Below are 22,945 nucleotides of genomic sequence, written 5' to 3'. Positions count from 1 at the left end.
GGTCGCACGCGGCGGAGCGCTCGGGGCGCGGGCCGTACGAGGTACGGCGCCCTCGCGCGCGTACGTGGGTGGACCCGCCGTACGGTGCCGGGCGCGGCGTACGCGCGCGTGCGTCCTACAGGGAGCCCTTGCGCGACAGGTGGTTGAAGGCCAGCCAGCCCGGCAGCACCGGCAGCCACAGCGTCAGCAGCCGGAACAGCAGCACGGACGGAGCGGCGACCTCCTTGGGGAGGCCGACGGCGATCAGACCGACCGTCAGAGTGGCCTCGACGGCGCCCACGCCGCCCGGGGTCGGGGCCGCCGAGCCGAGCGCGTTGCCGGCGAGGAAGACGACGGCGACGCTGGCGATGCTGATCGAGGCCCCCTCCTGGCCGAAGGCGCGGATCGAGGCGTCCAGGCACATCACGAAGCAGGCGGTCAGCAGCAGCATGCCGCCGATGCCCGTGATGAGCTTCTGCGGCCGCTGCAGCACGTCGAGCATGCGCGGCACGACACCCGCGAAGAGTGAGCGCACGCGCGTGACGACGAACTTCCGCAGGAACGGCACCGAGGTGACCACGAGCACGAGCACCGCGACCGTCAGCAGACCCGCGATGACCGTCCGGGACGGCGACAGCGACGGCGTCTTCTCGGTGCCGGTCAGATAGCCGAAGGACAGCAGCATCAGGATGTGGCAGCCGAGTCCGAACAGCTGCGAGGCGCCGACACTCGCCACCGCGAGCCCGGGCCGCACCCCCGCGCGCTGCAGGAAGCGCGTGTTGAGGGCGACACCGCCGACCGCGGCCGGCGCGACGATCTTCACGAACGAGCCGGCGACCTGCGCCCCCACGGTCCGCAGGAACGGCACCCGCTCGGGTACGAACCCGAGCAGCGCCATCGCCGCCGCGAAGTAGCTCGCCGCCGAGAACAGCACGGCCGCCGCGACCCAGCCCCACTCGGCGTTGGCCACCAGCGGACCGAGCTCGATGTGGGTGAGCTGCGTCAGCAGGAAGTACGCGCCGATGGCACCGGCGATGAAACTGATCAGCGTGCGCGGCCGCACCCGCTCCAGGCGGGCCGGCTCGACCGGCGCCTGCGGCCTGATCCGCAGCACCTCGTGCCGGATCAGCGTGAGCAGGTCGTCCTCGCGCGCCTCTTCCAGCGCGTCGTCGATGGCCCGCTTCTCGGCCCGCTGCTCCGCGCGTACGGCCTTCTTGTCGGGCTTTTCGAGTACGGGCGTGGTGTGGTCGTGTCCGGCCGCGGCGAGGCGGGCCTGCTTGTCCTGCTGGGACGCCTCCAGGACCGCCTCGCGCTCGCGCTGGGCCCGTTCCCGGGCCAGCCTGCGCAGGGTCGCGCGCGAGGTCCGGCTGAGCGCGATGGGCTGCAGCATCGGCAGGCAGTCGGCGACCGCGTCCGGGCCGAGCACGCTCAGCGCGGAGGCCACCGCGCGCTCGGCGCCCACCCGCAGACCGAGCGTCACCAGCAACTGCGAGATGTCCATGCGCAGCAGCAGATCGCCGGCGGCGATCTCGCCGACCCGCAGGTCGGTGAGGATCACGGTGCCGGAACGATCCACCAGAATCGCGTCGCCCACCAGCCTGCGGTGGGCGATCCGCCGGGACTGCAGGGCCTGCACCTGGCGCCAGGTGTCGCGCAGCAGCTCGTCGGTGATCTCGTCGTCCAGGAGGGAGTCCAGGGTGCGCCCGCCGGTGTGCTCGTAGATGAGCATCACGGCGTCGGGACCCAGTTCGGAGGTCGCGATCAGCTTGGGCGCGTTGGCGCCGGCCGCGATGGCCGCGTACGCGAGCAGCGCCTCCTGCTCCAGGGCCTGGCGCAGCGACTGGAGGCTGCTGCGGGTGGCGAAGCCGCGCAGCGTCAGGTTGCGCCACGCGCGATAGAAGAAGCCCTGCGCCTGCTGCTCGCGGTCGACCACCGTCACGTCCAGCGGTAGACCGTCCTCCAGGGTGACGAAGTAGCGCCTGCCGCGGTCGCCGGTCTCCGAGGTCTCCGGGACCTCCTCGCGCGCGGCGCTCACCGGCCGGAAGCCCACGTGCCGCAGCCCCGCCATCAGGGTCCGCCCGGTGGGACGCACGTTGGGCGAGCCGACCGCGTACAGCGTCCCGTAGGCGACGGTCCAGCCGATCAGGACCGTCAGGATGATCGAGAACGGCGTCGTGTACCCGGTGACGAGCATCGAGAAGGCGTCCAGGCACAGCACGATCCACAGCACCGCGCGCCAGCGCGGCCGGCGCGACATGCCGACGGCCGTCATATAGGCGATGACCGGCGCGAGATAACCGTGCACCGGGTCCGTCAGGGCGTGGATGTCGCCGGGGGAGGGCTGGGTGAGCGCCTCCTGGATGGAGCCGGGGGCGGCCTTGGCGACCCAGAGGTCCGTGGCCAGGGTCACACCGTGCGCGAGGACCGCGGCGAGCACGCCGTCGGCGATGCGCAGCCCGTCGCGTTTGATCAGCCGCTCGATCGCGAACGCGACCGGCACTAGGAGGATCGCGATGCTGGAGGCCAGACCGGCGATCTTGATGAGCAGATCGGGCGCCTGTCCGGTGCCCTTGTTGATGTCCTGTTCGAGACCCGAGGTGGTGCCGTGGGCGAACGCGGCGATCGCGAGCAGTACGGCGACGGCCAGCACGCCCACCAGGAGGCGCATCAGGTCGGAGGGACGGTGCACGCGCGCGGGGAGCAGCGGTTCGTCGCCCTCGACCTCTTCGCTGTGCACCTCGTCGGCGCAGTCGGCGTCGTCCTGGACGCCCTGGCCGACATCCTTGGAAGCCGTGTCCTTGGCGGCCGCGTCCTCGCCGTCGGCGGTGTCCGGGCGCGACGAAGCGTCAGAGGTGCTTTCCGCATCCTCCGGCTGCGCACCCTGCTGCTTCATCGTCTCTTCTTGATCTCGTATCACCGGTCACCGCCCGCATGATGGTGGCATGCCCCACCGACACACGGGGGCATCAGGGTGCAAATGCGGGGGCGCACAGTCTGCCCGATGCGCCGCCTCGGGGCGAGGGACACCCGCGGTCGCGGGCCCGTCGCATTGTCGGTGGCGTGGTGCAGGATGGGCCGGATGAGCGAGGAGAGCCTGCCGCGGGACGTCCACCCGGAGCCCCCGGACGCGCTGCCGGAGTACGCCGAGCGCGTCCTTGAGGTCACCGAACTGATTCCGCCCGGGCGTGTCATGACGTACGGAGACGTGGCCGAGTGGCTGGAGGAGGGCGGACCCCGGCAGGTCGGCCGGGTGATGGCCCTCTACGGGAGTGCCGTTCCGTGGTGGCGCGTCATGCGCGCGGACGGCGTCCTGCTGCCGGGCCACGAACTGCAGGCCCTCGGCCACTACCGGTCGGAGGGCACACCTCTGAAGGAGGCGAGCAGGGCCGCGGAGGGTCATCTGCCGCGCGTCGACATGAGGCGGGCGCGGTGGGACGGCGGCGAGCGCGCGGACGGTCACACCTGACAGCTTCCGCCATACGCGGCCCCCGGGTGCGCCGCGTGCTCCGTACGGGGGAACGAGGGCACGTCCGTGGCATGACGTACGTTCGAGGGGGAGGGGGCGCACGTGACCCGCGTGCCGTGAGCGTCTTGTGGGAAGAAGCGGAAGCGCTGCTTCCATGGAATCCGTCGGCGTAGCGTCGGCTGCACGCGTCCCGCTCACCCCGCGATCACCGCCCGGCACGCGCGGTGGCCCGACAACCAGCACAACCACCAGGACCGGCGAACCACGTGAGCTCCTCTTCCTCCACCAGGCGCCTGGCGCACCCCCAGGTGCGTCAGGGGGACCGTGGCGCTTACCGACTGGTGCGTACCCCACCGGACCGACCGGCTCCCCCTCGTCTGGACGCGCCACAGAGCGCGGTGGTTGACCACAGGGCCGGGCCGCTGCTGGTCCTCGCCGGACCGGGCACCGGGAAGACCACCACGCTCGTCGAGTCGGTGGCCGCCCGGATCGCCCGCGGCGCCGACCCCGGACGCATCCTGGTGCTGACGTTCAGCCGCAAGGCGGCCGTCGAACTGCGCGACCGCATGGCGACCCGTACCGGAGCCGTCCACGCTCCCCAGGCGACCACCTTCCACTCGTTCTGCTACGCCCTGGTCCGCGCCCACCAGGACACCGACCTGTTCGTGGAGCCGCTGCGGCTGCTGTCCGGCCCCGAACAGGACGTCGCCGTTCGCGAACTGCTCGCCGGCCAGCCCGACCTGGAGCGGCTCGGCCTCGCGCACGTGCGCTGGCCCGACGAACTGCGCGCCTGCCTGACCACCCGCGGCTTCGCCGACGAGGTCCGCGCGGTCCTCGCCCGGAGCCGTGAACTCGGCCTGGACGCGGGCGCCCTGGACGCCTTCGCCCGCCGCATCGGCCGCCCCGACTGGCGCGCCGCCGCCGCCTTCCTGGCCGAGTACCTCGACGTGCTCGACCTCCAAGGCGTGCTCGACTACGCGGAACTGGTCCACCGCGCGGTGCTCCTCGCCCGCCGCCCCGAGGTCGCCGCACAACTGGCCGCGCGCTACGACACCGTCCTGGTCGACGAGTACCAGGACACCGATTCCGCGCAGGTACGGCTGCTGCACGCCCTGGCCGGCGGCGGCCGCACCCTCGTCGCCTTCGGCGACCCGGACCAGTCGATCTACGCGTTCCGAGGCGCCGACGTGAACGGCATCCTGGAGTTCCCGGACGCCTTCCCGCGCGCGGACGGCCGCCCGGCGCCCGTCGAGGTCCTGCGCACCTCCCGCCGCTCCGGCGCCGGCCTGCTCACCGCGACCCGCCTGATCACCCAGCGCATGCCGCTGACCCGGCTCCCGGCGGAGAGGGTCCGCGCCCACCGCGAACTCGCCCCGGTCCGGGACGGCGGCCGCGTCGAGGTGTACACGTATCCGACGCCCGGTACGGAACTCGACAACATCGCCGACATCCTGCGCCGGGCGCACCTGGAGGACGGCGTCCCCTGGGGCGAGATGGCCGTCCTCGTGCGCGCCGGGTCCCGCACGATCCCGACGGTCCGCCGCGCGCTCACCGCGGCCGGCGTGCCCCTGGACATCGACGGCGACGACCTGGCCCTGCGCCACGAACCGGCGGTCGCGCCTTTGTTGACGGCACTGCGGGCAGTGGCGACGGCGGAGGCGGCGGGTCCCGAGAGGGGCGCGGACGCTGAGGCACCCGTGCACTCGGACGGGGACGCCGATGACGTACGTGTCTCGGAGGATGCCTCTGAAGACGCCTCCGACGAGCCACAGCAGCCTCCCTACGAGCCGTCGTCGGACACCTCCTGGCTCGACACCGAGACCGCCCTCACCCTGCTCGCCTCCCCCCTCGCCGGCATGGACGCCGCCGACCTGCGCCGCCTCGGGCGGGCCCTGCGCGACGAGGAGCGGGCCGCCGGCAACGCGCTGCCGCCGCCGTCGGACGTACTGCTCGCGCGGGCGCTCGCCGAACCCGAGCGCCTGGTCGCGCACGACCCCGCGTACGCCCGGGGCGCCCAGCGCCTCGGCGCGCTGCTGCGCAAGGCCCGGGAGCGCCTGGCGGGCGGTGGCAGCGCCGAGGAGGCGCTGTGGGACCTGTGGGAGGGCACCCCGTGGCCCACGCGCCTGGAGCGGTCCGCGCGGCGCGGCGGCGCCGCCGGACGCAACGCCGACCGCGACCTCGACGCCGTGTGCGCGCTGTTCGCGACCGCCGCCCGCGCGGAGGAGCGCAGCGGCGGCCGGGGCACCCTCAACTTCCTCGCGGAGATCGACGCCGAGGACATCGCCGCCGACACCCTCACGCGGCGTGCCGTACGCCCCGACGCCGTACGCCTGATGACCGCGCACCGCTCCAAGGGCCTCCAGTGGAGCCTGGTCGTCGTCGCGGGCGTCCAGGAGGGCCTGTGGCCGGACCTGCGCCGCCGCGGCTCCCTCCTGGAGGCCGACCGCATCGGCCGCGACGGACTCGCCGAACCGCTCACCCCGGGAGCCCTGCTCGCCGAGGAACGCCGCCTCTTCTACGTCGCCGCCACACGCGCGCGTGAACGCCTCGTCGTCACCGCGGTGAAGGCCCCCGCCGACGACGGCGACCAGCCCTCCCGCTTCCTCAACGAACTCGGCGTCGAGCCCAAGGACGTCACCGGTCGCCCGCGGCGCCCCCTGTCCGTCGCCGCACTCGTCGCCGAACTGCGCGCCACGACCGTCGACCCGCGTGTGTCGGACACCCTCAGGGAGGCCGCCGCCCACCGGCTGGCCCGGCTCGCCGCGCTCGCCGACGAGGACGGCCGCCCGCTCGTCCCGTCGGCCCACCCCTACCGCTGGTGGGGCATGTACGAGCCGACCGAGAGCAAGGTGCCGCTGCGCGACCGCGACCATCCCGTCGTGCTCTCCGGCAGCGCCCTCGACCAGCTCGCCAACACCTGCGCCCTGCAGTGGTTCCTGGGCCGCGAGGTGAAGGCCGACGCGCCCGCCACCGTCGCCCAGGGCTTCGGCAACGTCGTGCACGTCCTCGCCGACGAGGTCGCCTCCGGACACACCCCGGCCGATCTCGCCGTCCTCATGGAGCGCCTCGACTCCGTGTGGAACGCGCTCGCCTTCGACGCGCCCTGGAAGTCGGCGCAGGAGAAGGAGAACGCGCGCGTGGCGCTCGAACGCTTCCTGAAGTGGCACGTCATGGACCGCACCGGCCGCACCCCCGTGGCCAGCGAGCACGACTTCGACGTCACCATCGGAGCGGGCGACTACGAGGTACGCATCCGCGGCCAGATGGACCGCGTCGAGGCGGACGGCGAGGGCCGCGCGTACGTCGTCGACTTCAAGACCGGCAAACAGGCCGTCAGCAAGGCCGAGGTCGTCCACCATCCGCAGCTCGCCGTCTACCAGCTCGCCGTCCGCGAGGGAGCGGTCGACGAGGCCTTCGACGGCGTACGGCCCGAGCCGGGCGGGGCCGAACTCGTGCAGCTGCGCCAGGGTGCCGCCCAGCGCGACGGCGGCGAGACCCTGCCCAAGGTGCAGGCGCAGGAACCGCTGGAGGGGGAGTGGGTGGGCGACCTGCTCGCCACCGCGGCCGGCAAGGTCCTCGACGAACGGTTCACACCGACCGCCGGACAGCACTGCGCGCACTGCGCGTTCCGGGCGTCGTGCAGCGCGCAGCCCGAGGGGCGGCACGTGGTGGAGTGAGGGCGCTTGTGTGACCGGTCGCACCACACGTGCTGACCAGCGTCTCTTCCGCAGCGAGGGGCGATTCGTCCGCCACTGTCAGTGCGCGCCGCTAGCCTCTGCGACATGCCCGCCCGTATCACCGATCCCGATCAGCTCAAGGAGCTCCTCGGCATCCCCTTCACCCCGGAGCAGACGGCCTGCATCGTCGCGCCGCCCGCCCCGCAGGTGATCGTGGCCGGAGCCGGCTCGGGCAAGACGACGGTGATGGCGGCCCGCGTGGTGTGGCTGGTCGGCACCGGCCAGGTCGCCCCCGAGCAGGTCCTCGGGCTCACGTTCACCAACAAGGCCGCCGGCGAACTCGCCGAGCGCGTCCGCAAGGCGCTCATCAAGGCGGGCGTCACCGACCCCGACGTCATCGACCCGGACAACCCGCCGGGCGAGCCGGTGATCTCGACGTACCACGCCTTCGCCGGCCGCCTCCTGACCGACCACGGCCTGCGCATAGGGCTGGAGCCGACCTCCCGCCTGCTCGCCGACGCCACCCGCTTCCAGCTCGCCGCGCGCGTGCTGCGCGAGGCCCCGGGCCCCTATCCGGCGCTCACCCGCTCCTTCGCCGACCTGGTCAGCGACCTGCTCGCGCTCGACGCCGAACTCGCCGAACACCTCGTACGGCCCGAGGCCCTGCGCGCGTACGACGCCGGACTGCTGCGGTCCCTGGAGGGCGTCAAGCTCACCAACGCCGACCTGCGCAAGGTCCCCGAGGCGGCCGCCGCGCGCAGCGAACTCGCCGACCTGGTCGTCCGCTACCGGGCCGCCAAACGCGAGCGCGACCTGCTCGACTTCGGCGACCAGATCGCCCTGTCCGCGCGGCTCTCGGGGATCCCCGAGGTGGGCCGGATCATGCGCGAGGAGTTCCGGGTGGTCCTCCTCGACGAGTACCAGGACACCTCGGTGGCCCAGCGCATCCTGCTGGCCGGGCTGTTCGGCGGCGGCACCGGCCACCCGGTGACCGCGGTCGGCGACCCCTGCCAGGCGATCTACGGCTGGCGCGGCGCCTCCGTCGCCAACCTCGACGACTTCCCCGAGCACTTCGCGCACCCCGACGGCCGCCTCGCCACCCGCCAGTCGCTCAGCGAGAACCGCCGCAGCGGCGGCCGCCTCCTCGACCTGGCCAACGGCCTCGCCGAGCCCCTGCGCGCCATGCACGCGGGCGTGGAGGCCCTCCGCCCGGCCCCCGGTGCCGAACGCGACGGCATGGTGCGCTGCGCGCTGCTGCCCACCCACGCCGAGGAGATGGACTGGCTCGCCGACTCGATCGCCCACCTCGTCCGTACCGGCGAGGCGCCCGGCGAGATCGCCGTCCTGTGCCGCACCGCGACCGACTTCGCGCAGATCCAGGGCGCGCTCGTCGCCCGGGACGTGCCCGTCGAGGTGGTCGGCCTGTCCGGGCTGCTGCACCTGCCCGAGATCGCCGACCTCGTCGCCGTCTGCGAAGTACTCCAGGACCCCGGCGCCAACGCCTCCCTGGTCCGCCTGCTGACCGGCCCCCGCTGGCGCATCGGCCCGCGCGACCTCGCCCTTCTGGGGCGCCGCGCCCGGTTCCTCGTGGCGCACGCACGCGTGGACGCCGGCGACGACCGGGACCGCCGGCTCGCCGAGGCCGTCGAGGGGGTCGACCCGTCCGAGGTGATATCGCTCGCAGACGCCCTGGACACCTTCCTGGAGACGCCGCTCGACGCCGAGCGGGACGACGACGGGCTGCCCTTCTCGCCGGACGCGCGCGTGCGCTTCGCCCGCCTCGCCGCCGAACTGCGCGACCTGCGCCGCTCGTTGGCCGACCCGCTGATGGACGTCCTGCACCGCGTCCTCGCCGTCACCGGTCTGGAGGTGGAGCTGTCGGCGTCCCCGCACGCGCTGGCCGCCCGACGCCGGGAGACCCTGTCGAACTTCCTGGATGTCGCCGCCTCGTTCGCGGCGGGCGACGGCGAGGCCACCCTGCTCGCCTTCCTCGCCTTCCTGCGCACCGCCGCCCAGTACGAGAAGGGCCTCGACAACGCCCTCCCCGGCGGCGAGAACACCGTCAAGGTGCTCACCGCGCACAAGTCCAAGGGCCTGGAGTGGGACGTCGTAGCCGTCCCGGGCCTGGTCACCGACAGCTTCCCCAGCACCCGGGGCCGCGAGAAGTGGACCGCCCAGGGCAAGGTGCTCCCGCACGAACTGCGCGGCGACGCCGACACCCTGCCCGACATCGAGGGCTGGACCTCCCGAAGCCTGAAGGCCTTCCAGGAGGCCATGAAGGAGCACCAGCACACCGAGGAACTCCGCCTCGGCTATGTCACCTTCACCCGCCCCCGCTCCTTGCTCCTGGGCTCCGGCCACTGGTGGGGCCCCAGCCAGAAGAAGCCGCGCGGACCCTCCGACTTCCTCCAGGACCTGTACGAGCACTGCGCGGCCGGCTTCGGCGAGATCGAGGCCTGGGCCGACGAGCCCGCCGAGGACGAGGAGAACCCCGCCCTGCACCTGGAGGGCGCCGACCAGGTGTGGCCCCTGCCTCTCGACGACGCGTCCCTCGCCCGCCGCCGGGCCGCCGCCGAGACCGTCCTGGCCCACCTGGAGGACCTCGCCTCCCACGAGGACGGCCACCCGGCGGCCACGCACGACCCGGACGACCACGGCGACCCGGACTGGCCTCCGCCACCGGACGACGACCCGTACGAGAGCTACGACGGACCGCCCGACCCGGACGGCGAGGAGTACGGCGCCGAGCACACGGGCGCCGAGGGCGAGGCCTTCCTGGCCGACGAGGAGCCGACCGACTGGGACTCCTGGTCTCCGGACCGCCCGGCCGTCCCTCATCAGGCGAGCGCCCCGGACAGCAGTCAGGCCGCGGCCTCCGACCGCGTCGAGCACACCCGCGTCCCTCCGGAGCACACCCGCGTCAGCCCGGAGCACAGTCGCGTCACCCCCCGCCGTCCCCGCCTCACCTCCGAAGAGGCCCGCGCCATCGCCTCCTGGGACCGTGACCTCGACGCCCTGACCGGAGAGCTCCTGCGCGCCCGCGAGGCCGTCACCGACGTCCCCCTGCCCGCGTCGCTCACCGCGTCCCAGGTACTGAGCCTGGCCGCCGACCCGGACGGTTTCGCGCGGGAACTCGCGCGCCCCATGCCGCGCCCCCCACAACCCGCCGCGCGCCGAGGCACCCGGTTCCACGCATGGGTGGAGGCCCGCTTCGAGGCGTTGACGCTGCCCATGCTGGAGCCGGACGACCTGCCCGGCAGCGAGGCCGAGATCGCCGACGAACGCGACCTGGAGGCCCTCAAGGACGCCTTCGAACGCACCGAGTACGCCCACCGCACGCCCTACCGCGTGGAGGCCCCCTTCCAGCTGGCCATCGCCGGCCGGGTGGTCCGCGGGCGCATCGACGCCGTCTACAAAGAGGGCGACGGCGACGGGGCGACGTACGAGATCGTCGACTGGAAGACCAACCGCAGCCGCACAGCCGATCCTCTCCAGCTCGCCCTTTACCGGCTCGCCTGGGCCGAGCAGCGGGGTGTACCGCTGGAGTCGGTCGGCGCCGCGTTCCTGTACGTGCGCGGCGGTGAAGTCGTACGCCCCGAGGAGTTGCCGGACCGGGCCGCCCTGGAACGGCTGCTGCTGGAGGAGCCGGGCGGGCAAGCAAACTGTGAGGAACCGCCCACCGAGGATGTCGGTGCGGGCCGATAGGCTCGTGACCATGAGCCAGACCCCGGACAGCGCCGTCCGTACGTACATCGAGGAGCACAGCGCCGCCTTCCTCGACGAACTCGCCGAGTGGCTGCGCATCCCGTCCGTGTCGGCCCAGCCCGACCACGCGCCCGATGTCCGCAAAAGCGCCGACTGGCTCGCCGCCAAGCTCAAGGAGACCGGCTTCCCGACCACCGAGGCCTGGCAGACGTCGGGCGCCCCCGCCGTCTTCGCCGAGTGGCCCTCCGACAACCCCGGGGCGCCCACGGTTCTCGTCTACGGCCATCACGACGTGCAGCCGGCCGCCCGCGAGGACGGCTGGGACAGCGAGCCCTTCGAGCCCGTCGTCCGGGACAACCGCCTCTACGCGCGCGGTGCGGCCGACGACAAGGGCCAGGTGTTCTTCCACACACTCGGCGTCCGCGCCCACCTCGCCGCCACGGGCCGTACCGCCCCTGCGGTCAACCTGAAACTTCTGATCGAGGGGGAGGAGGAGTCCGGCTCCCCGCACTTCCGCGCCCTCATCGAGGAGCACGCGGACCGGCTCGCCGCCGACGCCGTGATCGTCTCCGACACCGGCATGTGGTCCGAGGACACCCCCACGGTGTGCACCGGCATGCGCGGCCTCGCCGAGTGCGAGATCCGGCTGCAGGGCCCCGACCAGGACATCCACTCCGGCTCCTTCGGCGGCGCTGTGCCCAACCCGGCCACCGCCGTCGCCCGCCTGGTCGCCGCCCTCCACGACGAGCACGCACGCGTGGCGATCCCCGGCTTCTACGACGGCATAGTCGAGCTCGCCGACCGTGAGCGCGAACTCTTCGCCGAGCTGCCCTTCGACGAGACGGAGTGGCTGCGCACCGCCAAGTCGCACGCCACCCACGGCGAGGACGGCCACACCACCCTGGAGCGCGTCTGGGCCCGCCCCACCGCCGAGGTCAACGGCATCGGAGGCGGCTACCAGGGCCCTGGCAGCAAGACGATCATCCCGTCCTCGGCCATGGTGAAGCTCTCCTTCCGCCTGGTCGCGGGACAGGACCCCGACCACATCGAGAAAGCCGTCCGCGCCTGGGTCGCCGAGCAACTGCCCGCGGGGATCCGGCACGACATCGTCTTCGGCGCCGCCACGCGCCCGTGCCTGACACCGCTGGACCACCCCGCCCTGCAGTCCGTCGCCCGCGCGATGGGCCGCGCCTTCGAGAAACCCGTGCGCTTCACCCGCGAGGGCGGCTCCGGACCGGCAGCCGACCTCCAGGAAGTCCTCGGCGCACCCGTGCTCTTCCTGGGCATCTCCGTCCCCTCCGACGGCTGGCACGCACCGAACGAGAAGGTCGAGCTCGACCTGCTCCGCAAGGGCGTCGAAACCGCCGCGTACCTGTGGGGCGACCTCGCGGAGACCTGGCGCCGTGCGCCCTGACCACCCCGCGCCGTCCGGAGTCGCAGCGCGCGAGGGGCACACTGGAAGAACCGTCCCGAACCGCTCGATCCCGCCGGACCCGGTCGCCTCCCGCCGTACGTCCCGCCGAACCGCTCGCCGAAACAGCCCGTTCCCCTGGGGGAGTTGGAAGCACACGTGACCACCTGGACCGACCACACCGCCGACCGACCCATCTCGCTGACCGCCCCGAGCGGCATCGACCGCGCCGCCCACCACCGGCTCGACGAGGCCTGGCTCGCGGCGGCGTGGAGCCACCCCACAACCCGCTGCTTCGTGGTCTCCGGCGGCCAGGTCCTCATAGACGAGACCTCGGACGGACACACCGAGATCGTCATGACCCCCTCGTTCGAGGCCCCTCTGACCGAGGCACACCGCTACTTCCTGGGCACCGACGAGGACGGCGTCAGCTACTTCGCCCTCCAGAAGGACGCCCTGCCAGGGCGTATCGACCAGTCCGCCCGCGCGGCAGGCCTGCGTGAGGCCGGTCTGCTCCTGTCGGCGCGCGACGCGGGCCTCATGGTGCACGCGGTCGGCCTGGAGAACTGGCAGCGCACCCACCGCTTCTGCTCCCGCTGCGGCGAGCGCACCGTCATCGCGGCGGCCGGCCACATCCGCCGCTGCCCGGCCTGCGGCGCCGAGCACTACCCGCGCACCGACCCCGCCGTGATCATGGCCGTCACCGACGACGAGGACCGCATCCTGCTGGGCCGCCAGGTCCATTGGCCCGAGGGGCGCTTCTCGACCCTCGCCGGCTTCGTCGAGCCCGGCGAGTCCATCGAGCAGGCGGTGCGCCGCGAGGTCTTCGAGGAGGCCGGCATCGTCGTCGGCCAGGTCGAGTACGTCGCCAGCCAGCCCTGGCCGTTCCCCTCCAGCCTCATGCTCGGCTTCATGGCCCACGCCACCTCGACCGAGATCGACGTGGACGGCGAGGAGATCCACGAGGCCCGCTGGTTCTCCCGCGACGAACTGGGCGCCGCCTTCGAGTCCGGCGAGGTGCTCCCGCCGTACGGCATCTCCATCGCGGCCCGCCTGATCGAGCTCTGGTACGGCAAGCCGCTGCCGACGCGGAGCGTCTGACCAAAGAAGAAGGCGGCCTCTGAGACACACGCGCGTGTGTCTCAGAGGCCGCCTTCTTTTGCTACGGCAGCGGGAGCGGTCAGGCGCCGACCTTCTGCTTGACCTGCGCCAACGAGGGGTTCGTCAGCGTCGAGCCGTCCGGGAAAAGAACCGTGGGAACCGTCTGGTTGCCGCCGTTCGCCTTCTCCACGAACAGCGCCGACTCCGGGTCCTGCTCGATGTTGATCTCTTCGTACGCAATGCCCTCGCGGTCGAGCTGGCCCTTCAGCCGGCGGCAGTAGCCGCACCACGTGGTGCTGTACATCGTCACAGTGCCCGGCATGTTTCTCGCACTCCTCAGCTGCTCGGGGATCCGTCCTCGCAGGGATGGAACGTACTTGAAAGAGCCACCATTCCCACACCTGGTGCCGCGACGGACGTGACGCCTGCCGCATTAGTACGACTGCATGGGTCTCCCTGTGGACAACGGGCTCACCCGTCTCCGGCGACCTGGCAGCATGGCCGTGTGACAGCAGCAACGCACTCCACGCTCTTCCCGCAGGTACCGGATTCGGCCGACGCGGTGCTCGACGGGCTCGACCCCGAGCAGCGCGAGGTGGCCACCGCCCTGCGCGGTCCGGTGTGCGTGCTGGCAGGCGCCGGCACGGGCAAGACAAGGGCGATCACCCACCGCATCGCCTACGGAGTGCGTGCCGGGATCCTGCATCCCTCCAGCGTGCTGGCCGTCACCTTCACCAACCGCGCCGCGGGCGAGATGCGCGGTCGGCTGCGCCAGCTCGGCGCCGCCGGCGTCCAGGCCCGCACCTTCCACTCGGCCGCCCTGCGCCAGCTCCAGTACTTCTGGCCCAAGGCGGTCGGCGGTTCCATGCCCCGGCTCGTCGACCGCAAGATCCAGCTCGTCGCCGACGCGGCGGCGGCCTGCCACATCCGCCTCGACCGGGGCGAGCTGCGGGACGTCACCGCCGAGATCGAGTGGTCCAAGGTCACCCAGACCGTCCCCGCCGACTACGCCCTCGCGGCCGTCAAGGCGGGCCGCGACGCGCCCAGGGACCCGGCGGAGATCGCCCAGCTCTACTCGGTCTACGAGGACCTCAAGCGGGACCGCGCCGTCATCGACTTCGAGGACGTCCTGCTGCTGACCGTCGCCGTCCTCCAGGACCGGCACGACATCGCCGACCAGGTCCGCTCCCAGTACCAGCACTTCGTGGTCGACGAGTACCAGGACGTCAGCCCCCTCCAGCAGCGGCTCCTGGAGCTGTGGCTCGGCGAGCGGGACAACCTGTGCGTGGTCGGCGACGCCAGCCAGACGATCTACTCGTTCACCGGAGCGACCCCCGACCACCTCCTGGACTTCCGCACCCGCCACCCCGGAGCCACCGTCGTCAAGCTCGTCCGCGACTACCGCTCCACACCCCAGGTCGTCCACCTCGCCAACGGCCTCCTCGCCCAGGCCAGCGGCCGAGCCGCCGACCACCGTCTGGAGCTGATCTCCCAGCGCGCGGCCGGCCCCGAGCCCGGCTACACCGAGTACACCGACGAGCCCGCCGAGGCCGAGGGCGCCGCCCGCCGCATCCGTGAACTGATGGACGCCGGCGTCCCGGCGAGCGAGATCGCCATCCTGTTCCGGACGAACGCGCAGTCAGAGACCTACGAGCAGGCTCTCGCCGACGCCGGTGTCCCCTACCAACTGCGTGGTGCCGAGCGGTTCTTCGACCGCCCCGAGGTGCGCAAGGCGAGCATCGCCCTGCGTGCGGGGGCCCGCTTCGGCGGCAACGACTCCCTCCTGGACGATGTCGTCGACCTGCCTTCCCAGGTCCGTGCCGTGCTGTCGGGGGAGGGCTGGACGTCCCAGCCCCCGGCCGGCTCCGGGGCCGCCAGAGAGCGCTGGGAGTCGCTGGCCGCGCTGGTCAACCTCGCGCAGGACTTCGCCGCCGCCAAGCCCGGCGCGAGCCTCGCCGACCTCGTCGCGGAGCTGGACGAGCGGGCCAACGCCCAGCACGCCCCGACCGTGCAGGGCGTCACTCTGGCCTCCCTGCACTCGGCCAAGGGCCTGGAGTGGGACGTCGTCTTCCTGGTCGGCGTCGCCGAGGGCATGATGCCGATCACCTACGCGAAGACCGACGAGCAGATCGAGGAGGAGCGCCGCCTCCTCTATGTCGGCGTCACCCGCGCCCGCGAGCGCCTGCACGTCTCCTGGGCGCTCTCCCGCTCGCCGGGCGGCCGCGCGAGCCGCCGCCCGAGCCGCTTCCTGGACGGGCTGCGTCCCGGCTCCACCGGCACCGCAGGGCGCGCCGCCGCGGGCGGACCGGGGGGCGTCGAGCGTGGCTTCACCACGAGCAGACCCGATGCCGTGCCGCGGCGCACCCAGCGCACGCCGGCTCGCTGCCGGGTGTGCGGGCGCACGCTCACCGATGCGGGCGAGATGAAACTGATGCGTTGTGAGGACTGCCCGTCCGACATGGACGAGGGGCTCTACGAGCGTTTGCGCGAGTGGCGTGCCGTCCAGGCGCAGCGCAGCGGGCAGCCGGCCTACTGCGTCTTCACGGACAAGACGCTGATGGCGATCGCCGAGACCGTCCCGGACGACGACGGCGAGTTGGCGCGGATCCCCGGCGTCGGCGTGCGCAAGCTGAACCGCTACGGGGCCGATGTCCTGGCCATCTGCGCAGGCCAGGACAGTGGAGTGGACGACGAGGAGGACTGATTCAAACTCGTCGAGAAAATAGTTTGCGCATGCCCCGGCAATCCCCATAGGTTCTTATCCACGGGGACGGAGGCCTTCTCGAAGGCCCCGATTCCGTGTTCTACTTGCATATCCGTAGGGCTGGTTCATCCCAGTCCCCCGAGACGCCGAGAGGAGGCGAGTCCAGTGATCAGCATCAACAGCAGCTCCACCAGCGCCGTCAAAATGACCGATCGCTCGGTCGTCGCTTCTCTGTGCATCCTCGACGCCTCGTTCCTGGGCACCGGTCTGTCCGGCATCCGTGCCGCCCGGCCGGCGTCCTCCGTGTCTCTCGCGGGTCTCCCCGTGAGTGAGCGCAATGAGCGACCGACTAAGGCACTGGAAACAGTAGGGGCACAGGCGCAGGCCTATGCCTTTACGGCGACCGGTGCCGGAAGCCGGAAGAAGACGACGCAGCACCACCTGATGTGGGCCTTCCGTGGGCCAGAACCCTGGAGTGATCCAGCCTGATCGTCGATCAGGCCGGCGCCTTCAGGGCCGCGGAACCCCACCCGGGATCCGCGGCCCTTCTGTTTGTCCTCGAACGGGACGACGGAGCGAAGGGGCCTCGGGACAGAAGCAGCACCCGGTACCCAGCCGCCACCCGGTCCAACAGGACCGGAACGACCAGACGAGGAAGACCGACCGTGCATCTCGAAGCGCACGCCCCGTCCGTACCGCCTTCCGAAACGATCCCCCCGCCCGGCCTCACGGAGGACTCCACCTTGATCCCGCTCACCGCGCTCACCGCGCTCGACGACGCCATCGAGAACCTCGGCGTACCCGTCCCCTGCCGTTCCTACGACCCGGAGGTCTTCTTCGCCGAGTCGCCGGCCGACGTCGAGTACGCCAAGTCCCTCTGCCGCACCTGCCCGCTGATCGAGGCCTGCCTCGCCGGCGCCAAGGAGCGGCGTGAGCCCTGGGGCGTCTGGGGTGGCGAGCTGTTCGTCCAGGGTGTTGTCGTCGCCCGGAAGCGGCCCCGTGGTCGCCCGCGCAAGAACCCGGTCACGGCATGAACATCGCAGGAACGATCGACCGCCCCGTTACGCACGACCCCAAGAAGCAGGCCCCGATGAAGCCGTCCACCAACGAGCCCACTGCCGGCTCCGCGATCGAAGACACCACCACCGGCGCGACCGACTCGCGCCAGAACAGGACCCGCGAGATGCAACTCATCCCAGAAGCCCTGGCTCGTGCGCATATGCACGACCGACTGCAGGAGGCGGAGAGCGAACGCCGGGCCGTGAGCCTGGCGTCCGCCCGCCGGATGCAGCGCAGGGCCGAGCGCGCCTCGATGCGTGCCCGCCGTGCGCTGGCCATCGCCGTCATGCAGTAAACGATCACACCTGAAGCAGTGGCCTCCCGACCCGGGAGGCGAAAGCTCCCCGCGGGGGCCGGTCCGTCCGAACGGACCGGCCCCCGCGGTCATGCAGCCGTGCTGTACGCAGCCAGGCTGTACGGCCGCTGTGCAGCACGCAGCCATGCGGCACAGTTGCCGGGATCACGCCTCCGCGGCGGACTCCTCTTCCACGTCCACAACGTCTTCCAGGACGAACCCCGGCAGCCACTCCTCCAGTTCGTCGCGCATGCGGACCGTCGCGCCCAACTGGCACAGGACGCCGATCGTGCTGAGCGTCACCCGGTGTATCAGCAGGTACGCGGGCGGCAGGTTCAGCTGCTTGCCGAGCTGGTGGGCGGGGGAGCGGGGGTCGGCGACGCGGGCCGCCTGGCTGCGCATCCAGCCACGGGTGAAGGTGAACTCGTCGACCCGGGCCGGTTCGATGATCGGCACCAGGTAGTCCAGGACGGCGCTCGGGTCCAGCTCTATCGAGTCCTTGACGAAGCCCTCCGCGCGCAGGAGCTCGTAGACCGCCTCCGCGTCTCCGTCGAGCGTCATCCGCAGGGAGTCGCCGATCACGGTCGGCAGGCCGCCCGGGAGGCGGTCGACCGTGCCGAAGTCCAGGACGCCCAGGCGCCAGTCGTCGTCGCCGGCCGGACCGCCGGGCAGCAGACGGAAGTTGCCCGGGTGCGGGTCGGCGTGCAGGAGGCCGGTGCGGGCCGGGCCGGAGAAGAGGAAGCGGGCCAGCAACTGGCCGGCGCGGTCCCGCTGTTCCGGCGTGCCGTCCGCGATGATCTCCGAGAGCGGGATCCCGTCCATCCACTCGGTGACCAGCACCTGCTCGCACTGGTGGACCACTCCGGGCACCACGACGTCAGGGTCGTCCGTGAACTCCTCGGCGTGTGCCTCCTGAGCCTGTGCCTCCAGGCCGTAGTCCAGTTCCTCCGAGACGCGGTCCTTCAGTTCGGCGATCAGGGGCTTGATGTCCATGCCCGGGATGAGCGGACCCAGGAGACGGGCGAAGCGGCTCAACTGGTTGAGGTCCGAGAGGAGGGCCTCGCCGGCTCCCGGGTACTGCACCTTGACCGCCACCTCGCGGCCGTCGTGCCACACCCCGTGATGCACCTGGCCGATCGACGCCGCCGCCGAGGGCTTCTCCTCGAACTCCAGGAACAGCTCCTGCCAGTCCTTCCCGAGCCGCTCCTCCAGCACCGCGTGCACGGTGCGTGTCGGCATCGGCGGTGCCGCCTCCTGCAGTTTGGTCAGGGCCGCCCGGTAGGGGCCCGCGACCTCTTCGGGAAGCGCCGACTCGAACACGGACAGGGCCTGGCCGAACTTCATCGCGCCGCCCTTGAGCTCACCGAGGACCTTGAACAACTGGTCCGCCGTGCGCTGTTGCAGCTCTCGGCCGACGAGCTCCGCCGACTCACCGACGATCCGCTTGCCGAGTCCCCAGGTCGCCCGCCCGGCGAAGCCGAGTGGCAGCGCGGCCAGCTTGGCAGTACGGGTGACCGCCTTGCGGGGAAGATCAGACATGCGCCCTCCAAGTCCCAGCCGGTCGTGCCGTGTCTGCCTTACGGCGTGACTCCTTCGACGACCGATGCCCCCTCATTGTCTCGTGTGACTCCCCGTCCTTAGGTGTGTGTTCCCCCTTACCTTTCTCCGCGGCCCCGCAGGGGCATGCCGGATGCGCCCAGATCGGCCGCGCGTGCCAGTTCAGACCCGGTAGCGACACCTCCCAGCGGGCGCCGGTGCTCGAAGGCGGCCGGCCGTCGAGGAAGGCGAGCGCATGTGCGGCGGCCAGGCCGGCGATGGTCGTGGCCAGCGTCAGGTCACAGGGCCGCGCCTGACGCGGTGCCCCCGAGCGCCACTGCGCGACCAGGCGTGGCCAGACCGGGTCCCGGTCGGTACGCCCCTCGTGCAGACAGCGCGCGCAGCCCGTCTCACCTGGCAGGACGAGGGGACCCACGACACCGGTCGCCTCCACCACCCCGGCGTACAGATGCGGGGTGCCCGCGGCGATCAGCGGCTCGGCCTCGGCTTGAGCGGGCGCGTGCACAGCGACGTCGTCCCGCGGGGCCAGGATCACCAGCGAGAAACCGGGCTCGTCGTCGGTGCGGGCCGACTTCGCGCCCCGGCGTGGCGGGCGGTCCGGCGCGGATCGGCGTGCGGACTGCCGGGCGGCCTCGTCCCTGCGCTCGCCGACCGACTCGACGGGCAGCCCGCCCGGCGCGACGTCCCACGGCTCGACCCGGCCCACGTCGCGCACGTCGACCTCGCCGATCCCGGCACCCGCCAGCAGCGCGGCGATGACCGCACCCACCCGGCCGGCACCCCGAACCTGCACGCGCAGTGACCGGCGGGCGGCGAGGCGTCCCATCGCGTCGCCCGGCTCGGCGGTGAGCAGGGACAGGGAAGCGAGGTCCGGGCGCAGCCGGTCGAGAACGTCCTTCTTGCCGCGCAGTTCGTCCGCAGCCGCGCCGCCTCCCCGCGCGTCGTCCAGCAGACCGGCCTTCGCCAGCCCCTCCACCAGCGCATCGACGTGCCCGTCGGGCAGATCCATCCGACGGCCCTCCTCGCGCAGCAGGGGCAGCCCGCGGGTGCCGTTGAGCTGGTCAAGGAAACTGCCGGTCGCCGTGTCCATCGGTCCCAGCGTCAGCGCGTGTGCCGGAGCCATCCCGAACTGCACCGTGTTGAGATCGCGCCAGGCTCGCCTGAGCGCGGGCTTCACTACCGGAACCATCCGATCGTCGATCCGGTTGCCGGTCCGGTCGTCGATCTGGTCGCCCACCCGATCCGTGCGCCCCGTTCGATCCGCCCGACCCGGCTGATCCACCTGATCCACCTGATCCACCGGATTCATCTGGTCCGTCTGATCCATTCGGTCCATCGACTGCATGGCAAGCCCCCGTCGTACGTCCCCGTGAGCCGGTGAAGCCCGTCCTGGCCCCGCCGGCGAGAGTCAGCATGCACGGACCGGGGGAGGGGGTGCCGAAAGTTGTCCACAGGGGGTGGATATTCGTCGCACAAATCAAACGCTCGGTGGGGGATCGCCACGGAACCGTCCCGGAGAGGGGACTTCCCCCGTGTGCAACGGGTAACGTCGGGGCGTGCCCGCCGACCCACTGCACCGCGCCGGAATGCCACAGCGCAGTACGACGAGCCAGCCGCCGAGCGGCTCCGGGGCGAGCGCGATCGAGGTTCGCAGGAGCACCCGTCGCCGCAGGACGGTCTCCGCGTACCGCGAGGGCGATCGCACCGTCGTACTGATCCCTGCCCGGATGTCCGAGGCGGAGGAGCAACGCTGGGTCACCGTCATGCTCGACAAACTCGCCGCACAGGAAAGCAAACGGGTGCTCGGCGACGACGAGCTCGCGGAGCGCGCCGCGCGGCTGTCGGCCCAGTACTTCGAGGGGCGTGCCCGGCCCACCTCGGTGCGCTGGGTCACCAACCAGAACACGCGCTGGGGCTCGTGCACCCCGGCGGAGGGCAGCATCAGGCTGTCGCACCGGCTGCAGGGCATGCCCGAGTACGTCGTCGACTACGTGCTTCTGCACGAGCTGGCCCATTTGCTGGTGCCCGGACACGGGCCGCGTTTCTGGCGGCTCCTGGAGGCGTATCCCCGTACCGAGCGGGCCCGGGGCTACCTCGAAGGGGTGGTCGCCGCCGAGCGGTTGCCGCACCCGCCGGGAGCCCGCGGCGACTGACGGCTCCTCCCTGGTGCATGTGGGTCTTGTGTACCGGGTCTGTACCGACTTCCTCCGGTGTCGGCGTTTGCCGTTAGCCTGACGCGACGCACTCGCATTCGGGATGGGGGACGGTCGTTACGCATGGCCAGGGAATTCCAACGCGGCCACAAGGCCAAGATCAGTGACCTCACTGCGGGCACCGATCTGTACGTAGGTGTGCAGATCGGCGGCCCCGGGCTGACGTTCGACATCAGCTGCTTCGGCCTGGACGCCGACGAACGGCTCTCGGACGACCAGTACTTCGTCTTCTTCAACCAGCCGAAGTCTCCCGAGGAGTCCATTCAGCTGCTGGGTACCCAGGCGGGTGACACGGAGTCCTTCCGGGTCACGCTCGACCGGATCCCGGCGCAGATCCACAAGCTGTCGTTCACCGCGACGCTCGACGGCGCCGGGCAGATGTCGCAGGTCGCCCCCGGATACATCCGGATCGTCGCGGGCGGCGAAGAAGTGGCCCGGTATTCGTTCAACGGCTCGGAGTTCTCCACGGAGCGTGCCGTGATGCTGGGCGACTTCTACCTGAAGGACGTGTGGCGGTTCGCGGCCGTCGGACAGGGCTTCGACGGCGGTCTTGACGCGCTGCTGAAGAACTTCGGCGGCGAGGTCATGGAGGAGGAGGCGCCCGCGGCGCCCGCTCCCCAGCAGCCGCAGACCGGCGCCACCCCCGGATTCGCCCCGCCGGCCCAGGCCGCCGCCCCGCCCGCGTTCGGCGCCCCGGCAGCCCCGGCGCCCGCGCCCGCCCCTGCTCCTTTCGCCGCTCCGCAGCCCGCCCCGCAGGGCTTCACGCCGCCTCCGGCCCCGGCGCCCGCACCGAATGTGCACGGCGCGCCCACCGTCATCGCGCCGATGACCCCGCCCGGTGGCGCCCAGGTGCCGCCGCCCGCCCCGGCGCCCGCGCCCTACGGCCAGCCGCCCCAGCCGCAGCCGTACGGTCAGCCGCCCGGCCAGAGCGTCCCGCCGCCGCCCGGCTACGGACAGCCCCCGGCACCGCAGGCGCCTCATGCCCCGGGCCCACCGCCCGGCTACGGGCAGCCGACCCCGCCTCCGGGCTACGGCCAGCAGCCCGCCGCCTTCGGGCAGGTGCCGGGTCAGCAGTCCTACGGCGTCCCCCAGGGCGCGCCGCAGGGCGGTGCCGGTGTGACCGCGGCGCTCCAGCAGTTCAAGGAGACGCCCACCGGCCAGCGCTGGACGCAGCAGAACAAGAAGCTCGTCCGCGTCGACCTCGGCATCGGCGGCCAGCCCGTGCTGGCCCGGCAGGGCAGCATGGTGCTCTACCAGGGCAAGGTCGACTTCAGCTACAAGGGCGCCGGGTTCGCCGGCCGGCTCGTGGGCAACGCGACCGGCCAGGAGATGCAGCTGATGCGCTGCACCGGCCAGGGCCAGGTCTTCCTCGCCGAGGAGGCCACCCATCTGCACCCCGTCGAGCTCCAGGGCGACGCGATCTGCGTCTCCGCCGAGAACGTCCTCGCCTTCGACGAGAGCCTTCAGTACGAGGTCCGCCGGATCGAGGGACACGGCATCCCCGGGGGCGCGCTGTTCACGATGCAGTTCCAGGGCACCGGCACGATCGTCGTCAAGACGCACGGCACGCCCGTGGTGCTGCCGGTCACGCCGACCACCTTCGCCGACTGCAACGCGGTCGTCGCCTGGTCGGCCGCGGCCCAGGTGATCGTCTCCAGCCAGGTACGTATGCGCCGCAACGCCTACCCGGGCGACACCGGCGAGAGCGTCAACCTGCAGTTCCGGGCCGCTCCCGGCAACTTCGTCGTCGTCCAGCCCTACGAGGTCTGAGGGAGCCC

The 22,945-nt window shown here is 72.2% G+C and carries 16 protein-coding genes; 12 read left to right on the top strand and 4 right to left on the bottom strand.

Features of this window, described 5'->3' with window-relative positions:
- Positions 1–115: 115 nt before the first annotated feature.
- Entirely contained in the window at positions 116–2,872 is a 2,757-nt protein-coding gene (locus tag M2283_RS36770; protein ID WP_280880818.1) for a lysylphosphatidylglycerol synthase domain-containing protein, read from the bottom strand.
- 186 nt (positions 2,873–3,058) lie between these two features.
- On the opposite strand from M2283_RS36770, the gene M2283_RS36765 reads away from it, so the two are divergent.
- From M2283_RS36765 to nudC, 5 genes are all read left to right on the top strand, one after another.
- On the top strand, positions 3,059–3,445 hold the full coding sequence (locus M2283_RS36765; protein ID WP_280880817.1) for an MGMT family protein: 387 nt from the start codon (positions 3,059–3,061) through the stop codon (positions 3,443–3,445).
- Between the two features lie 266 nt (positions 3,446–3,711).
- The gene (locus M2283_RS36760; protein ID WP_280880816.1) at positions 3,712–7,122 is read left to right on the top strand and encodes an ATP-dependent helicase; all 3,411 of its coding nucleotides are present in this window, start codon (positions 3,712–3,714) and stop codon (positions 7,120–7,122) included.
- Positions 7,123–7,227: 105 nt separating this feature from the next.
- A complete protein-coding gene (locus M2283_RS36755) occupies positions 7,228–10,827 on the top strand; it encodes an ATP-dependent DNA helicase (RefSeq protein ID WP_280880815.1) in 3,600 nt (1,199 codons plus the stop codon).
- Positions 10,828–10,837: 10 nt separating this feature from the next.
- Positions 10,838–12,241, top strand: a complete 1,404-nt coding sequence (locus M2283_RS36750) for a dipeptidase (protein ID WP_280880814.1) — start codon at positions 10,838–10,840, stop codon at positions 12,239–12,241.
- Positions 12,242–12,397: 156 nt separating this feature from the next.
- Positions 12,398–13,339: an NAD(+) diphosphatase gene (gene nudC / locus M2283_RS36745; protein ID WP_280880813.1), complete on the top strand. Its 942-nt coding sequence runs from the start codon at positions 12,398–12,400 to the stop codon at positions 13,337–13,339.
- 79 nt (positions 13,340–13,418) lie between these two features.
- Here the strand turns inward: nudC and M2283_RS36740 are convergent, their stop codons facing one another.
- On the bottom strand, positions 13,419–13,661 hold the full coding sequence (locus M2283_RS36740; protein ID WP_280880812.1) for a mycoredoxin: 243 nt from the start codon (positions 13,659–13,661) through the stop codon (positions 13,419–13,421).
- Between the two features lie 183 nt (positions 13,662–13,844).
- Between M2283_RS36740 and M2283_RS36735 the strand changes: the two genes are divergently transcribed.
- The 4 genes from M2283_RS36735 (at position 13,845) to M2283_RS36720 (ending at position 17,397) form a co-directional block, all read left to right on the top strand.
- Positions 13,845–16,043, top strand: coding sequence for an ATP-dependent DNA helicase UvrD2 (locus M2283_RS36735; protein ID WP_280880811.1), 2,199 nt, complete (start codon positions 13,845–13,847; stop codon positions 16,041–16,043).
- A 165-nt stretch (positions 16,044–16,208) separates the two neighbouring features.
- A complete protein-coding gene (locus M2283_RS36730) occupies positions 16,209–16,532 on the top strand; it encodes a hypothetical protein (RefSeq protein WP_280880810.1) in 324 nt (107 codons plus the stop codon).
- A gap of 176 nt (positions 16,533–16,708) precedes the next feature.
- The gene (locus M2283_RS36725; protein ID WP_280880809.1) at positions 16,709–17,077 is read left to right on the top strand and encodes a WhiB family transcriptional regulator; all 369 of its coding nucleotides are present in this window, start codon (positions 16,709–16,711) and stop codon (positions 17,075–17,077) included.
- Positions 17,074–17,397, top strand: coding sequence for a hypothetical protein (locus M2283_RS36720; RefSeq protein ID WP_123997877.1), 324 nt, complete (start codon positions 17,074–17,076; stop codon positions 17,395–17,397). The genes M2283_RS36725 and M2283_RS36720 overlap by 4 nt, the downstream gene beginning before the upstream one ends.
- Positions 17,398–17,562: 165 nt before the next feature.
- Here the strand turns inward: M2283_RS36720 and M2283_RS36715 are convergent, their stop codons facing one another.
- Positions 17,563–18,936: an ABC1 kinase family protein gene (locus M2283_RS36715; RefSeq protein WP_280880808.1), complete on the bottom strand. Its 1,374-nt coding sequence runs from the start codon at positions 18,934–18,936 to the stop codon at positions 17,563–17,565.
- Positions 18,929–20,143: a TOMM precursor leader peptide-binding protein gene (locus tag M2283_RS36710; protein WP_280880839.1), complete on the bottom strand. Its 1,215-nt coding sequence runs from the start codon at positions 20,141–20,143 to the stop codon at positions 18,929–18,931. The genes M2283_RS36715 and M2283_RS36710 overlap by 8 nt, the downstream gene beginning before the upstream one ends.
- On the opposite strand from M2283_RS36710, the gene M2283_RS36705 reads away from it, so the two are divergent.
- From M2283_RS36705 to M2283_RS36695, 3 genes are all read left to right on the top strand, one after another.
- Positions 20,063–20,335, top strand: a complete 273-nt coding sequence (locus M2283_RS36705; RefSeq protein WP_280880840.1) for a hypothetical protein — start codon at positions 20,063–20,065, stop codon at positions 20,333–20,335. The genes M2283_RS36710 and M2283_RS36705 overlap by 81 nt on opposite strands.
- Before the next feature lie 175 nt (positions 20,336–20,510).
- Positions 20,511–21,107: a M48 metallopeptidase family protein gene (locus M2283_RS36700; RefSeq protein ID WP_280880807.1), complete on the top strand. Its 597-nt coding sequence runs from the start codon at positions 20,511–20,513 to the stop codon at positions 21,105–21,107.
- Between the two features lie 123 nt (positions 21,108–21,230).
- Positions 21,231–22,937 (top strand): TerD family protein, encoded by a 1,707-nt coding sequence (locus tag M2283_RS36695; RefSeq protein WP_280880806.1) that lies wholly within the window; start codon positions 21,231–21,233, stop codon positions 22,935–22,937.
- Positions 22,938–22,945: the final 8 nt, after the last annotated feature.

Source organism: Streptomyces pseudovenezuelae, from assembly GCF_029892565.1.
GTDB lineage: Bacteria > Actinomycetota > Actinomycetes > Streptomycetales > Streptomycetaceae > Streptomyces > Streptomyces pseudovenezuelae_A.
The sequence above is the reverse complement of the archived record's forward strand: the minus strand, read 5'-3'. Positions and strand labels throughout refer to the sequence as shown.

Coding starts and splice junctions, on each gene's coding strand:
- M2283_RS36770 (WP_280880818.1), bottom strand. CDS start 2,872: ATGAAGCAGCAGGGTGCGCAGCCGGAGGATGCGGAAAGCACCTCTGAC.
- M2283_RS36765 (WP_280880817.1), top strand. CDS start 3,059: ATGAGCGAGGAGAGCCTGCCGCGGGACGTCCACCCGGAGCCCCCGGAC.
- M2283_RS36755 (WP_280880815.1), top strand. CDS start 7,228: ATGCCCGCCCGTATCACCGATCCCGATCAGCTCAAGGAGCTCCTCGGC.
- M2283_RS36750 (WP_280880814.1), top strand. CDS start 10,838: ATGAGCCAGACCCCGGACAGCGCCGTCCGTACGTACATCGAGGAGCAC.
- M2283_RS36740 (WP_280880812.1), bottom strand. CDS start 13,661: ATGCCGGGCACTGTGACGATGTACAGCACCACGTGGTGCGGCTACTGC.
- M2283_RS36720 (WP_123997877.1), top strand. CDS start 17,074: ATGAACATCGCAGGAACGATCGACCGCCCCGTTACGCACGACCCCAAG.
- M2283_RS36715 (WP_280880808.1), bottom strand. CDS start 18,936: ATGTCTGATCTTCCCCGCAAGGCGGTCACCCGTACTGCCAAGCTGGCC.
- M2283_RS36710 (WP_280880839.1), bottom strand. CDS start 20,143: ATGGTTCCGGTAGTGAAGCCCGCGCTCAGGCGAGCCTGGCGCGATCTC.
- M2283_RS36695 (WP_280880806.1), top strand. CDS start 21,231: ATGGCCAGGGAATTCCAACGCGGCCACAAGGCCAAGATCAGTGACCTC.